Consider the following 12989-nt stretch of genomic DNA (forward strand, 5'->3'; position numbering starts at 1 on the left):
AACCTGAGAGGCGGCACACGTGCGGTTGCGCACTCCCTTCGCCCTCCTCGGGGCCGCGCTGCTCGTCCTGGTGGCTCCGCCGCTGCTCAGCCCCGGCAGCGGCTCCGACACCGGCACCCGGATACCCGGCCTGCGTTTCATGGTCCCGAACACCCCCGGCGGCGGATACGACATCACCGCCCGTACCGCGGCGAAGAACGCCGAGGAGGCGGACCTCACCGGCGACATCGAGGTCTTCAACCTGCCCGGCGCGGGCGGCACCGTCGGCCTCACCCGGCTCGTCGGCGAACGCGGCAACGGCCGGCTCGCCATGTCCATGGGCCTGGGCGTCGTCGGCGCCGTCCACACCAACCAGACCCCCAGGACCCTCGCCGACACCACCCCGATCGCCCGGCTCACCGAGGAGCAGGACATCGTCGTGGTCGGCAAGAACTCCCCGTACAAGTCCATCCAGGACCTGCTCACCGCCTGGAAGAAAAACCCCGGCAAGCTGCCCGTCGGCGGCGGCTCCTCGCCCGGAGGCCCCGACCACCTCGCCCCGATGCTGATGGCCCAGGCCGCCGGGATCGCCCCGAAGGACGTGAACTACGTGCCCTTCGACGGCGGCGGCGAGCTGCTCGCCTCGATCCTCGGCGACAAGGTCGCCTTCGGCGTCTCCGGCGTCGGCGAGTACCTCGACCAGATCAAGGCGGGCGAGCTGCGCCTCCTCGCCGTCACCGGTCCGAAGCGTGTCCCCGGCCTCGACGCCCCCACGCTCCGCGAGGCCGGACTCGACACCGAGTTCACCAACTGGCGCGGCATCGTCGCCCCGCCGGGCCTCTCCGACGCCGAGCGCGAGAAGCTCGTCACGCTGGTCACCGCACTCCACGACTCCCCGCAGTGGCGCGAGTCGCTGAAGACCCACGGCTGGGACGACGCCTTCCTGCCCGGCGAGGAGTTCGGCACCTTCCTCGACGAGCAGGACCGGCGCGTCGGCTCCGTACTGAAGGAGCTCGGGCTGTGAAGACCCCAGTGACGTCCTGGCTGCGCGAGCGTTCCGAACTCGGCGTCGGCGCCCTCCTCTTCCTCCTCGGCGTCCTCGTCCTCGCCGACGCCCTCACCCTCGACGCCGACCTCACCGGTCGCGGACCCGTCGGCCCCGCCACCGTCCCCCTCGTCGTCGGCAGCGGCCTGCTCGTCGTCGCCGTACTCCTCTCCGTCGACGTCCTGCGCGGCGGGCGCGGCGAGGCCGAGGCCGGCGAGGACGTCGACCTGAGCGAGCCCGCCGACTGGCGTACGGTCCTGCTCCTCGCCGGCGTCTTCCTCGCCTTCGCCGTCCTCATCGGACCCGTCGGCTTCCCGGTCGCCGGAGCGCTCCTCTTCTGGGGCGCGGCCTACGCCCTGGGCAGCCGCCATCTCCCTCGCGACCCGCTGATCGCGGCGGTCCTCTCGCTCCTGACCTACGTCGTCTTCGACAAGCTGCTCGGTGTCCCGCTGCCCGGCGGCCCGCTGATGGGAGTGATCTGACCCATGGATTCCCTGAACTCCCTCATCGACGGCTTCGGGACCGCCCTCACGCCGATGAACCTGCTGTGGGCCGCGATCGGCGTGCTCCTCGGCACCGCCATCGGCGTCCTGCCCGGCATCGGCCCCGCCATGGCCGTGGCCCTGCTGCTCCCGGTGACGTACGGGCTCGAACCGACCGGCGCGTTCATCATGTTCGCCGGCATCTACTACGGCGCAATGTTCGGCGGCTCCACCACCTCGATCCTCCTCAACACCCCCGGCGAGAGCGCGGCCGTCGTCGCCGCCATCGAGGGCAATCCGATGGCCAAGGCGGGCCGCGGCGCGCAGGCGCTCGCCGCCGCGGCCATCGGTCACTTCGCCGGTGGCATGATCGGCACGATCCTGCTCGTCGCCCTCGCCCCGACGGTCGCCGCGCTCGCCGTCGACATCGGCGCCCCCGACTACCTCGCCCTGATGGTCCTCGCCTTCATCGCGGTGACCTCGGTACTCGGCTCCTCCCGCATCCGGGGACTCGCCTCCCTGCTCATCGGTCTCACGATCGGCCTGGTCGGCCTCGACCAGATGACGGGACAGCAGCGCCTCACCTTCGGTTCGCTCCAGCTCGCCGACGGCGTCGACGTCGTCATCGTCGCGGTCGGCCTCTTCGCCATCGGCGAGGCCCTCTGGGTCGCCGCGCACCTGCGCCGCACCGCGGGGGAGGCCATCCCGGTCGGACGCCCGTGGCTGGGCAGGGACGATGTGAAGCGCACCTGGAAGTCCTGGCTGCGCGGTCCGCTCATCGGCTTCCCGTTCGGCGCGATCCCGGCCGGCGGCGCGGAGATCCCGACGTTCCTTTCGTACGTGACGGAGAAACGTCTCTCGAAGCACAGGGAGCAGTTCGGCAAGGGCGCCATCGAGGGCGTGGCGGGGCCCGAGTCCGCCGCCTCCGCCTCGGCGGCGGGGACGCTCGTCTCCATGCTGACCCTCGGGCTGCCGACGACGGCCGTCGCCGCCGTGATGCTGGCCGCGTTCCAGCAGTACGGCATCCAGCCGGGACCGCTCCTCTTCGAACGGGAGCCCGACCTGGTCTGGGGCCTGATCGCCTCGCTGTTCGTCGGCATGGTGCTGCTGCTCGCGCTCAACCTGCCGCTCGCGCCCGTCTGGGCCAAGCTGCTTCGCATCCCGCGCCCCTACCTCTACGCCGGCATCCTCTTCTTCGCCGCCGTCGGCGCGTACGCGGTCGGCGGGGAGGCGCTCGACCTGGTCGTCCTGCTCGTCATCGGCCTGATCGGCCTGGGCATGCGGCGCTACGGCCTGCCGGTGCTGCCGGCCGTCATCGGCGTCATCCTCGGCCCGGCCGCCGAACAGCAGCTGCGCCGCGCCCTGCAGATCAGCGACGGCTCGGTGACGGGCCTGGTGAACACCCCGTTCGCGGTCACCGTGTACGCCGTCGTGGTGCTGCTCCTCGCCTGGCCCCTGCTGAGGAAGGTGATCATCCGCCGTCGTAATGTGACGGTATAACAGACGCCTTGATCCGTCCCGCCGTCGCCGCGGACGTGCCCGCCGTGAAGGCCGTGACCGACGCGGCCTTCCACCACTACATCGAACGGATCGGTCTCGTACCGGCCCCGATGGAGTACGACCACACGGCGAACGTGGCCGCGGGGCGGGTCTTCGTCACGGGCGACCCGGTGACCGGCCTCGTGGTGGTGATCCACGAGGCCGATCACCTCTATCTGGACGAGATCGCCGTCCACCCGGACGCCCAGGGCACGGGTCTGGGCCGGCTGCTGCTCGACTGGGTGGAGCGGCACGCCGGGGAGCTCGGCCTGCCCGAGGTGCGGCTGCTGACCAACGCGATGATGTGGGAGAACCAGAAGCTGTACGAGCGGTACGGCTACGAGGTCGTCGAGCGGCGTGCGGACGGACCGTACGACCGTATTCACTACCGAAAGTTCCTCAACGCGCCCCCGATGGGGTGAGTTTCGGACAAGCGGCGACCGGATCCGATATCCCTGGCGGGCAGCGTCATCCCCCACCCCGAAAGGACCCCGCTCATGCGCGTCCGACTCGCCCTCGCCACCGGCGCCCTGCTGGCCGCCGCCGTCCCCCTCGCCCACGCGGAAGGGGCCGACGACCTCTCCGTCTTCGGCTACGGAACCGTCGGCAAGGACAGCACGGTCACCCTCTCCGGCACCTACCGCTGCCTCGACGACAGCGCGGGCCCCGTCTTCGTCAGCTCCACCCTCGTCCAGGGCGACCGCTCCGCCGGAATCGGCGGCACCAGAGCCGTCTGCGACGGACACCTCCACGAGTGGATCAACACCTCCGTCGTGAAGGACCCCGCCTACCAGCCGGGCGCGGCCCAGGTGCAGGCCACCCTCATGCAGCTCACGACCGGCGCGTCGGGCCTGCCGGAGCCCAGGTTCCTCGTCGTCGAGGACTCGGCCGTCGAACTCCGCTGACGACGGGACCCGCTACCGCAGTAGGTCGATCAGGCCCTCACGGCCGAGCTCCTCCAGCTCGTCGAGGGCCACGACGGCACACGCCGCCGCCTCCGGGTCGGAGGCGGCGAGCCCGCTCGCCACGAACTCGTCCTCGTCGAGCCGCAGCACCTCGCTGCCGTCCGCCGACACCCACAGGTCCAGGTCCAGGTCCTCGACCAGCACGCCCTGGCCGTCGAACACGGCCGGCCGGGTGATGTCGCAGTACCAGCCCTTGAGGACGCCCTCGTCGGACCACACCTCCTTGACGGTGAACCAGCGGTCGCGCCAGTAGTGCTCCACGAAGACGTCCCCCGGCTGGAACCGCACGAAGCCGAAGTCCCGTACGCCCTCGGCCGCCCACGGAGCACGCACCGAGAGCCGGCCACCGTCCTCCGCGAGCACCTCCGCCGGATAACGGATCTTCGTCCGCCCCGCCTTCGTCAGGGTGACCTCAACCGATCGTCCGGACATGCCGTACCTCCCGCGCTCCGACCTCGTAACCGAACCACTTGTTGATCGCCAGCATCGGCTCGTTCCCGGTGTCGTTCCCGGTGAACGCCTCCGTGCAGCCCGCGGCCCGGGCCCGGTGCAGCGACGTGTTCTTGGCCAGCTTCGCGAGCCCGCGCCCCCGGAACGCCGGCCCGGTGCCGGTCATCCCCGAGTTGTACCGGCCCAGACCGTCCGTCTGCGCCGCACTGAACGCCGCCAGGACGCCGTCCACCACCACGACCGTCGTCAACGCCCGGTCGAGCAGCGGGTGCTCCCAGGTCGTCGCCCGCCAGTGCGCGAAGTCGTCCAGCTCGACGCCCACGTCGCCCGGCTCGTCGGCCGACGTCAGCGCGTCCAGCTCGAAGAGCGGCCGAGGATCGGCCGCGAAGTCCTCGGCCGTGAGCAGCTCGACACCGGCCGGCGGCGCCTGCAGCGGCGGCAGCTCGGCGGTGGTGAGGTCCAGCCGGAGGAAGTAGGCGGAACGGCTGGGGGAGTACCCCCGCCGCGCGGCCCAGGCGAGGTTCTCCGGCGCGTCCAGGGCCCAGCTGTACAGGGTCCGCGCCCCCCGCTCGGCCAGATACTCCTCGGCGGCGCGCAGCAGCAGCGTCCCCGCACCCTGCCCGAGGTGGGCGGGGTCCACGTACACGTTGGCGTAGCCGATCCCGGGCTTCGGCGCGTCGTGCGCGATGCCGACCTGGGCGGTCCCGACGATCCCGTCGGCCTCGGTCACGGCGACGAGCGGGCGGTAGTGGCTGTCGGGGTGGGCACGGGCCCAGTCGAAGACGAGCTGCTCGGCGGTGCAGAGCATAAAGGGGAGGGCCGCTCGACGCACCCGGGCGAAACCCTCGGCGTCCTCGGCCCGCACATCACGCACGATCACTGTCATGGGGTCGCACGCTACGGGCCGGGGGCCCGCCGCCGCCTCCCCTTTTCCGGTGGGGTGGGGGCAGAATCGGCGGGGTGACACTCACCATCGCCGTGGACCACGAATCCACCACCGCTCCCTACGAACAACTGCGTGCCCAGATCTCGGAGCGGGCCCGGTCGGGCAGACTGCCGGTCGGATACAAGCTGCCGACGGTACGAGGGCTCGCGGAGCAGCTGGGCCTCGCCGCGAACACGGTCGCCAAGGCGTACAAGGCGCTGGAGGCGGACGGGGTGATCGAGACGCGCGGTCGTCACGGGACCTTCGTCGCGGCGGCGGGCGACGCGGCGACCCGCAGGGCCGCCACCGCCGCCGCCCAGTTCGCCGAGGAGGCCCGCCGCCTCGGGCTCAGCCGAGAGGCCGCGGAGGCGGCGTTGAACGAGGCTCTGAGGGCCGCGTACGACAGCTGACCTCGCCCGCGTGCCGGCGTGCGGCGGCCGACCGCCGGCGGGGGCGGCTACAGGTACAGCCCCGCCCCCGCCGTGCGCGGTTCGGGGAGGCCCGTCGGGGGCGTTCCGCGGCGCAGTGCGAACAGCTCCGCCAGCGTCGCGCCCTCGCGCGGCACGTCCTCCTCGCGGCCGAGCCAGGACACCGACTCCGCCCGGGTCAGCGGGCCCACCTCGATGCGGGCCAGACAGCGGCCCGGGCGGACCACCGCCGGGTGGAGCCGCTCCAGGTCCTCGTTGGTGGTGACTCCCACCAGGACGTTGCGCCCCTGTCCGAGCAGACCGTCCGTCAGGTTCAGGAGCCGGGAGAGGGCCTGCCCCGCCGTGTGCTTCGCCTCGCCCCTGATCAGCTCGTCGCAGTCCTCCAGGAGCAGCAGCCGCCAGCGCCCTTTGGCCGTGCCCTCGTCCTCCCCGATGGCGATGTCCATCAGATAGCCGACGTCGTTGAAGAGCCGCTCCGGGTCGAGCACGCAGTCCACCTGGCACCAGTCGCGCCAGGACCGGGCCAGCGTCCGCAGCGCGGACGTCTTGCCGGTGCCCGGCGGGCCGTGCAGCAGCAGGAGCCGGCCGGCGATCGACTCGGGCGTCACCTTCATCAGCCGGTCCATGGACTCGGCCACCGGCGCCGAGTAGTTGGGCCTGACCTCCTCCCACGTCCCGGCGCTGATCTGCCGGGTCGTCCGGTGCGGGCCGCGCCGGGGCGACACGTACCAGAACCCCATCGTCACGTTCTCCGGCTGAGGCTCCGGCTCGTCCTTCGCCCCGTCGGTCGCCTCCTTCAGGACGCGCTCGGCGAGCTCCGCGTCGGCGGCCGTGACGGTGACGTCCGCGCCCCGGCTCCAGCGGGAGACGAGGAGCGTCCAGCCCTCTCCCTCGGCGAGCAGGGCACTCCGGTCGTCGTCCTTCGCGGCCCGCAGCACCGTGGCCCCCGCCGGGAGCAGGGTCGCCTCGGGCCTGACCCGGTCCAGGGTGGTGCTGTGCGCGTGGGGCTGTTCCCCGGTCGCGAAGCGGCCGAGGAACAGCGCGTCGACGACGTCCGAGGGAGAGTCGCTGTCGTCGAGGTTGAGCCGGATCGGCAGCGACCGCTGGGGCTCCGACGGTACCGGTGGGGTGTCAGCCATGGCGCCCATGATCCGGCAACCGGGCATGGCGTGCACCGGGTTTTGAAGGGGGCGTTCCCCCAAGTCCGCTGGTCCGGCGGTACGTCAGATCCAGTGGCCCCGCACCGCGCCCCGGGCGCGCCGCGCGAGCGCGTACCCCTTCGTCAGGGCACGGTCGGCCGCGAAGTTCCGCCCGATCGCCCGGCCCTCGACGAGCCGCGTGAACTCCTCGACATCCGTCGAACGCCGCACGGTGACCCGCTCAAGGGCGTACGGACCCTGGCGGCGTCTGGCCAGCGCGTTGCCGACGGCGAGCGCCTGGGTGAAGCCCGCCTCCCGGACGGTACGGCGGACCCGGCGGCTGGAGTACCCGTACGGGTAGGCGAAGGAGACCGGGGCGGTCCCGAGCTCCTCGCCGACGATCTCCCGGCAGCGCAGCGTCTCGAACCGGAGCCGCCGCGCGTCGAGCTGGTCGAGCTGCGGGTGGGTGTGGCTATGACCGCCGATCTCCGTTCCCGCGTCGGCGAGTTCCCGCACCTGCGCCCAGTCGAGCATGGTGTCGAGGGCGCCGCCCGTCGTGTGCCGGCCGGGCAGCCAGCCGGTGGAGACGAAGACGGTGCTCACGAAGGAGTGCTGGGCGAGCACCGGAAGCGCGTACCGGTGCACGCCCTCGTACCCGTCGTCGAAGGTGACGAGGAGCGGACGGGCGGGCAGCGGGCCGCCGGTGCGCCAGGCGGCGGCGAGCGCGGCGGTGGTCAGCGGGGTGAACCCCCGCTCGGCGACCACCTCCATCTGTGCCGCGAAGGCCTCGGGGGTGACGGAGAGCCCCAGGGTGGCGGGGGCGGGATCCGGGGCGACGGCGTGGTACATGAGGACGGGCACGGCGGTGGTGTCGTTCACTGGGCCCTCCTCCCTTCGGCGGCCCCGGCGCCGCCTTCTCCGGTGCCGCTTTCCACGGTGCCGCTTTCCACGGTGCCGCTTTCTCCGGCGCCGCTCTCGCCGGTGCCGTGACCGGCCTCCCCGCTGCCGACGTTCCCGTTTCCGGGCTCCCCGACCCCGGCCTCCCCGTTCGTGGTCTGTTCGATCGGTCCCCAAGCGAAGGTCGTTCCGCTCCGCCGGGCCCGGAGCGTGCCCAGCGCGTAGCCGCCGGCCGCGACCGTCACCCCGGTCACGATCGCCCCGGCGCGGCCCGCGCCCCCGGAGCGCCCGCGCAGTGCGTCGCGCACCCCGCGCAGGACGCCGGAGGGCAACACCCGTGTCGTGTAGCGCCGTTCGGACTCCAGGCCCTTCTGCGCGCCGACGCTCCGAGCGACGAGCGCCTTGGAGAGCCCCTCGGCGTAGACCCGGGTGCGGAAGTAGCCGAAGCGCTCGCGGACCTCGGGCACCTTGTGGTGGATGACGGCCCGGTCGTCGATGAGGAGGATCGCCCGCGGGAGCGCCTTGGAGAGCCGGATGCACAGTTCGGTCTCCTCGCCGCCGAGGGGCCGCCGGTCGCCGTCGCGCCCGATGCCCGTGGCGAAGCCGCCCGCCGCGTCGAAGGCCGTACGCCGGAAGGAGGCGTTGCCGCCGAGCACGTTCCGGACGGGGACGCGGCCCGGAGGAAGGCCCCGGTACGTACAGCCGACGACCCAGTCGAACTCCTCCGGGAACCAGGCCGGGCGTCGGCCGGACGCCCAGGCGGGCAGGGTCCGGCCGCCGACGGCCATGACCCGCGGGTCGTCGTAGGCGGCGGCGAAGTGGTGGAGCCAGTCCCGCTCGGCGACGGCGTCGTCGTCGAGGAAGGCCACGAACTCGCCGCGGGAGGCGGCGATCCCGGTGTTGCGGCCGGCGGAGAGGCCGCGGGGGCCCGCGTTGGCGAGCACCCGCACCTCCTCGTTGAGCCGCTGGTCCGCGTACTCCTCGGTGAGCCGGGAGAGGAGCCGCTCGTTGTGGTCGACCACGAGCAGCGTCTCCAGCGGCGGCAGTGACTGCTTCCGGACGGAGTCGACGGCGGCGAGGATGTCCTCCCACCGTTCCTCTGTGTAGACGCAGATCACCACCGAGAAGCCGTTCGGGGACGTGCGGTCGTTCAAGACACCTCTCCCCGGGGGATGTTGACCGAGAACGGGGCGGGCCGGCGGCGGGCCGCCTTGGCGAGGGACTTCTCCCTGAGGATGACCTTCAGGACACGGATGCCGTCGCGCACGGCGTTGAGGTTGCTGACGCCGTGGATGCGGTTGTACTCGTGGCTCGGTACCTCCTGCACCTTGAGACCGGCGGTGACGACCCGGATGTTGATCAGGGTCTCGATCTCGAATCCGGTGCAGTCGAGGGTGATCTTGTCGAGGCAGTGGCGCCAGAAGGCGTTGTAGCCGTAGCAGAGGTCGGTGTACCGGGCGCCGAACTTGCGGTTGACGAGGGTGCAGAGGGCCCAGTTGCCGAGTCTGCGAATGGTCGTCATGTCGTCGGTGCCGCCGCCGTTGGCGAAACGGGAGCCCTTGGCGAAGTCGGCGCCGCCGACGAGGGCGGAGACATAGGAGACGATCTCCTGACCGTCGGCCGAGCCGTCCGCGTCGACCATGACGATGATGTCGCCCGTGCAGGCCGCGAAGCCGCTGATCAGGGCGTCGCCCTTGCCCTTGCCGACCTGTTTGACGACTTTGACGTCCGGCCAGAGTTCACGGGCGACCTCCACCGTGTTGTCGGTGGAATTTCCGTCGACGAGGACGACTTCATGAATCCATTCCGGCAACGTCTTGAAGACGTACGGAAGATTTTCTGCTTCGTTCATCGCGGGAATGACGACGCTCACCGGCGGAGTGATCGCCAGATGCGAGGTGATGGCCCGGTACTGGGCCGCTATTCGACTCGGCTCGGTCAATTCTCGGCCCGTGGCGGTCGGGCGCAGGAACGAGCTCATGGGTCTGGTTTCCCTCTCGTCCGGTGGGCCGCCCACCCCTTGGGCGGTCCGATGGTGTGTCCGGTTCGAAAGGGGGGTTCTCGCCTTGCCCGCGCGGAAAGGAACTCCTTGCGGGATCGGTGAGTTGGCATGTCCGGCCGCGCGGCACCCGCGACTCGGCGCACGTACGAACACCGAGCACGGCACCCCCCTACCGCGCCCCACCCCGGATTCATCGCGACGCCTGGAGCCCTCCCCTGAGCCGCTGTGCGTGATGGTCCGGTGCGGGTGAGATGTACGACGGTATTGATGAATGGGACTGTATGGCAAGTCCCGGATCCGTGGCCCGCTTTTCCGTAGTTTGGCGAAGCTTCGCCGGTCAGAAGTGCAACCGTCCCGATCGGATTTGATCAATCCGTTTACCTGCGAGGAACAGTGGGGCGTGATCGCACTTCTGTGCATTGCTGTGTGAATGTGTCGCGATCTCGTTCGAGCGCACCGCGGGACCGGAGCCTCCGGTTCCCGAGCTGGCCTGATCTCGACGGTCCCTGACGGAGGATCGGAAGGCGTTCACCCCCAGTTTTGACATGAACACTTCCGGCGCGGCGGATCCGATGCTACTACCTGGTAGCGCAGAGATCCTGCTACAGGGAGGTTCCATGAGGCTGTCCCGTATCACCGCCCTTTCGTCCTCGCTCCTGCTCGGTGCCGTCCTCGCCCTCACCGGGGCGGGCGCCGCCCAGGCCGCCGAGACCGCCGCACTCGACTACGTGGCGCTCGGTGACTCGTACTCCTCCGGGGTGGGCGCCGGGAGTTACGACAGCGCCAGCGGTGACTGCAAGCGCTCCACGAAGGCCTATCCGGTGCTGTGGAAGAACGCGAACGCCCCCTCCTCCTTCGCGTTCACCGCCTGCTCGGGCGCCCGGACCGGTGACGTGACCGCCAATCAGCTGGGTCCGCTCTCCGCCGCGACCGACCTGGTCTCCCTCACGATCGGGGGCAATGACGCCGGATTCGCCGACGTCATGACGACCTGTGTGCTCCAGTCCGAAGCCACCTGCATCAGCCGGGTGAATCAGGCCAAGAGCTACGTGGACACCACGCTGCCCGGCAAGCTCGACTCCGTCTACACGGCCATCAGGAACAAGGCACCCGCCGCCCGCGTGGTCGTCCTCGGCTACCCGCGCTTCTACCAACTGGCCGGCAGCTGCGTCGCCGGCCTCACCGAGAACGAGCGGAAGGCCATCAACGGCGCCGCCGACCATCTCAACGCGGCGGTCGCCAAGCGCGCGGCCGACCACGGCTACACCTTCTCCAGCGTCGTCCCCGCCTTCACCGGACACGAGATTTGCTCCGGCTCCTCCTGGCTGCACAGCGTCAACTGGCTCAACATCGGCGAGTCCTACCACCCGACCGCCGCCGGACAGTCGGGCGGCTACCTGCCCTCGTTCAGAAACGTGGTGTAACCCCCGCCGCCGCCCGCACCCAGGGCGCCGGGCCCGGCCGGAGCGGTGCTCGTGACACCGACCGGACCGGGCCCGGCGCCACGGTCCTTCTCCCGTACCGCCTGATACGCGAGAGCCGCCGCGATGAGGAGCGCGCCGACCAGCCCGGCGAGGAGCACATGACTCCGGCGCGGTGACCGCCTCCGTTGTGGCTGAGCAACCGAACGCGGCGCCGCCGGAGGGCCGTTGGGGGCGTCCACCGCCTCCGGCCCGCCCGGCTCGCCACCGGTGGGAGCCCCGCCCACCGGAGCGCCGGACTCCGTCCGAGGGGGCCGCGCCCCGCCCCCGGCCACCCGGCGCAACTCCTCCTCGGCCCGGTCCGCCGTCAGTGGACGCGCCCGGTCCGGATGTGTGAGGCCCTCGACCACCGCGCGGAGCGCCACGGTCCGGTCGTCCGCCGAGGGCAGGGCGGACACCGCTCCGTCGAGAAGCTCTCCCAGGGACCGCAACTCCGCCTCCGGCTCCGGCGCGTCCCCCGGAGTCGCACCGAAGCCGGTCACGGCGATCCGCCCGTCGTTGGCGAGCAGGACGTGCCGCGCCCGCACGCCCCGGTGGGGGGCGCCGGCCTCCCGCGCCGCCCGGAGTGCGGAAAGGACCTCGGCGCCGGTGCGTGCGGCCTCGCGCACGGGCAGTGGGCCGGCGGCCTCCAGCGTCTCGGCGAGGGTGAGGCCCCGCACGAGCTCGGTCACGACCCAGGGCCGGCCGTCCTCGGTGACCACTCCGAGGACGCGTACGACAGCGGGGTGCGCGATCCGGGCGGCGGCCCGTGCCTCACGCTCGCGTCGCGCGTACAGCAGTGGCACCTTGTCCGCGGGAAGTCCGGCCGGGGCCCGGAACTCCTTGAGGGCCACGTCCTGGCCGCTCGTCTCGTCCAGGGCACGCCAGACGGTGCCCGCCGACCCCTCGGCGAGGACGTCCAGAAGCCGGTAACGACCCGCGATCACCGTCATGGATCCACGGTAGCCGAGGGGTGTCCCGCCGGCGCCGGTCCGTCGGCCGCGCGGTGGGAAGGATCTTGGTGGTGGAGATCACACGGGTCCGGGTTCCCGTGGACGAGGTCCCGGAGTGCAGGATGGTTCATGACGGTTCGGCAGATGTTCGAACCCTGTCCAACTCGCCCTGGAATCAGATGGATTCGGACAGTGACCGTCAACCCTCGTACGAGTGCGCTGCATACCGTCGGCGGGATACACGGGTGTCATGGCGGGGCGATAGGGTTAACCTGCCCTGGGTCGGGTGCCCTTGTACGGGTGGGGAGTGACATGGAACAGATAGCAATGCGCAGCAGGCCTCGCGTGCCTGCCATCACCTGCGGGAGCAGCGCGACCAGTTCGCGGCTCGACCGCCATCTCGCGGTGCTCGGCGGACCCGCCGTGCCCCAGCGTGAGGTGGCCGAGGCGACGCTGCTGATGCGGGAGTTGACGACGCGTACGCACGAGGCGCCGGTGCACGGTCACCGCAGCCGCAGCGCGCGGGTCTCGCTCTTCGCCCCGCTCCGCCGTCTGCGCCGCTCCCTCTTCGGAACGCGCCGCTAGGGGGTGTCTTGTCGATCAGGCCGGGCTCGCGGCGTCCGGCACCGCACCTCGCCGCGTTGTCGTCAGTCGGCATGGCTCCGCCATGCCTCCTTCCTCCGCCTTGCGATGCACGGCACCAGACGCCGCTCCCTGATCCGGCC

At 71.6% G+C, this 12989-nt stretch carries 15 protein-coding genes; 8 read left to right on the forward strand and 7 right to left on the reverse strand.

Features of this window, described 5'->3' with window-relative positions; genetic code table 11:
* Window positions 1–19: 19 nt before the first annotated feature.
* The 5 genes from ACFVYX_RS18415 (at window position 20) to ACFVYX_RS18435 (ending at window position 3950) form a co-directional block, all read left to right on the forward strand.
* Window positions 20–1003 carry a Bug family tripartite tricarboxylate transporter substrate binding protein gene (locus tag ACFVYX_RS18415; protein WP_389682420.1) on the forward strand — a complete coding sequence of 328 codons (984 nt, stop codon included), beginning with the start codon at window positions 20–22 and terminating at the stop codon, window positions 1001–1003.
* On the forward strand, window positions 1000–1506 hold the full coding sequence (locus ACFVYX_RS18420) for a tripartite tricarboxylate transporter TctB family protein (protein ID WP_389682421.1): 507 nt from the start codon (window positions 1000–1002) through the stop codon (window positions 1504–1506). The genes ACFVYX_RS18415 and ACFVYX_RS18420 overlap by 4 nt, the downstream gene beginning before the upstream one ends.
* Before the next feature lie 3 nt (window positions 1507–1509).
* Complete coding sequence (locus ACFVYX_RS18425; RefSeq protein ID WP_389682422.1) at window positions 1510–3006, forward strand: tripartite tricarboxylate transporter permease; 1497 nt, start codon at window positions 1510–1512, stop codon at window positions 3004–3006.
* Window positions 3003–3467, forward strand: a complete 465-nt coding sequence (locus ACFVYX_RS18430) for a GNAT family N-acetyltransferase (RefSeq protein ID WP_389682600.1) — start codon at window positions 3003–3005, stop codon at window positions 3465–3467. Before ACFVYX_RS18425 ends, ACFVYX_RS18430 begins: the two co-directional genes overlap by 4 nt.
* 75 nt (window positions 3468–3542) lie before the next feature.
* Entirely contained in the window at window positions 3543–3950 is a 408-nt protein-coding gene (locus ACFVYX_RS18435; RefSeq protein ID WP_389682423.1) for a DUF6299 family protein, read from the forward strand.
* A 12-nt stretch (window positions 3951–3962) separates the two neighbouring features.
* Here ACFVYX_RS18435 and ACFVYX_RS18440 read toward each other — a convergent pair whose 3' ends face one another.
* Window positions 3963–4442, reverse strand: a complete 480-nt coding sequence (locus tag ACFVYX_RS18440; RefSeq protein WP_389682424.1) for a DUF402 domain-containing protein — start codon at window positions 4440–4442, stop codon at window positions 3963–3965.
* Window positions 4423–5346: a GNAT family N-acetyltransferase gene (locus tag ACFVYX_RS18445; RefSeq protein ID WP_389682425.1), complete on the reverse strand. Its 924-nt coding sequence runs from the start codon at window positions 5344–5346 to the stop codon at window positions 4423–4425. Before ACFVYX_RS18445 ends, ACFVYX_RS18440 begins: the two co-directional genes overlap by 20 nt.
* A 74-nt stretch (window positions 5347–5420) precedes the next feature.
* Here ACFVYX_RS18445 and ACFVYX_RS18450 point away from each other — a divergent pair, with 74 nt between their 5' ends.
* Window positions 5421–5795, forward strand: coding sequence for a GntR family transcriptional regulator (locus ACFVYX_RS18450; protein WP_389682426.1), 375 nt, complete (start codon window positions 5421–5423; stop codon window positions 5793–5795).
* 47 nt (window positions 5796–5842) lie between these two features.
* On the opposite strand, the gene ACFVYX_RS18455 is transcribed toward ACFVYX_RS18450, so the two are convergent.
* The 4 genes from ACFVYX_RS18455 to ACFVYX_RS18470 all read right to left on the reverse strand — a co-directional run bounded on the left by ACFVYX_RS18455 (window position 5843) and on the right by ACFVYX_RS18470 (window position 9830).
* Entirely contained in the window at window positions 5843–6961 is a 1119-nt protein-coding gene (locus tag ACFVYX_RS18455) for a DUF5925 domain-containing protein (protein ID WP_389682427.1), read from the reverse strand.
* A 75-nt stretch (window positions 6962–7036) separates the two neighbouring features.
* Complete coding sequence (locus ACFVYX_RS18460) at window positions 7037–7801, reverse strand: polysaccharide deacetylase family protein (RefSeq protein ID WP_389682601.1); 765 nt, start codon at window positions 7799–7801, stop codon at window positions 7037–7039.
* 26 nt (window positions 7802–7827) lie between these two features.
* Window positions 7828–9003, reverse strand: a complete 1176-nt coding sequence (locus tag ACFVYX_RS18465; protein ID WP_389682428.1) for a glycosyltransferase family 2 protein — start codon at window positions 9001–9003, stop codon at window positions 7828–7830.
* Window positions 9000–9830, reverse strand: coding sequence for a glycosyltransferase family 2 protein (locus tag ACFVYX_RS18470; protein ID WP_389682429.1), 831 nt, complete (start codon window positions 9828–9830; stop codon window positions 9000–9002). The genes ACFVYX_RS18465 and ACFVYX_RS18470 overlap by 4 nt, the downstream gene beginning before the upstream one ends.
* 638 nt (window positions 9831–10468) lie before the next feature.
* Between ACFVYX_RS18470 and ACFVYX_RS18475 the strand changes: the two genes are divergently transcribed.
* Window positions 10469–11275 carry an SGNH/GDSL hydrolase family protein gene (locus ACFVYX_RS18475; protein WP_389682430.1) on the forward strand — a complete coding sequence of 269 codons (807 nt, stop codon included), beginning with the start codon at window positions 10469–10471 and terminating at the stop codon, window positions 11273–11275.
* Here ACFVYX_RS18475 and ACFVYX_RS18480 read toward each other — a convergent pair.
* Window positions 11245–12264 (reverse strand): protein kinase, encoded by a 1020-nt coding sequence (locus tag ACFVYX_RS18480; RefSeq protein ID WP_389682431.1) that lies wholly within the window; start codon window positions 12262–12264, stop codon window positions 11245–11247. The two genes, ACFVYX_RS18475 and ACFVYX_RS18480, sit on opposite strands and share 31 nt — an antisense overlap.
* 312 nt (window positions 12265–12576) lie before the next feature.
* Between ACFVYX_RS18480 and ACFVYX_RS18485 the strand changes: the two genes are divergently transcribed.
* Window positions 12577–12849 carry a hypothetical protein gene (locus tag ACFVYX_RS18485; protein WP_030551510.1) on the forward strand — a complete coding sequence of 91 codons (273 nt, stop codon included), beginning with the start codon at window positions 12577–12579 and terminating at the stop codon, window positions 12847–12849.
* Window positions 12850–12989: the final 140 nt, after the last annotated feature.

The organism is Streptomyces sp. NPDC058326 (genome assembly GCF_042879855.1).
Lineage (GTDB): Bacteria > Actinomycetota > Actinomycetes > Streptomycetales > Streptomycetaceae > Streptomyces.

Bases quoted from the DNA above. Each gene is read 5' to 3' on its own strand.
- ACFVYX_RS18425 (WP_389682422.1), top strand. From the start codon at position 1,510: ATGGATTCCCTGAACTCCCTCATCGACGGCTTCGGGACCGCCCTCACG.
- ACFVYX_RS18435 (WP_389682423.1), top strand. From the start codon at position 3,543: ATGCGCGTCCGACTCGCCCTCGCCACCGGCGCCCTGCTGGCCGCCGCC.
- ACFVYX_RS18440 (WP_389682424.1), bottom strand. From the start codon at position 4,442: ATGTCCGGACGATCGGTTGAGGTCACCCTGACGAAGGCGGGGCGGACG.
- ACFVYX_RS18445 (WP_389682425.1), bottom strand. From the start codon at position 5,346: ATGACAGTGATCGTGCGTGATGTGCGGGCCGAGGACGCCGAGGGTTTC.
- ACFVYX_RS18455 (WP_389682427.1), bottom strand. From the start codon at position 6,961: ATGGGCGCCATGGCTGACACCCCACCGGTACCGTCGGAGCCCCAGCGG.
- ACFVYX_RS18460 (WP_389682601.1), bottom strand. From the start codon at position 7,801: ATGTACCACGCCGTCGCCCCGGATCCCGCCCCCGCCACCCTGGGGCTC.
- ACFVYX_RS18470 (WP_389682429.1), bottom strand. From the start codon at position 9,830: ATGAGCTCGTTCCTGCGCCCGACCGCCACGGGCCGAGAATTGACCGAG.
- ACFVYX_RS18475 (WP_389682430.1), top strand. From the start codon at position 10,469: ATGAGGCTGTCCCGTATCACCGCCCTTTCGTCCTCGCTCCTGCTCGGT.
- ACFVYX_RS18480 (WP_389682431.1), bottom strand. From the start codon at position 12,264: ATGACGGTGATCGCGGGTCGTTACCGGCTTCTGGACGTCCTCGCCGAG.
- ACFVYX_RS18485 (WP_030551510.1), top strand. From the start codon at position 12,577: ATGGAACAGATAGCAATGCGCAGCAGGCCTCGCGTGCCTGCCATCACC.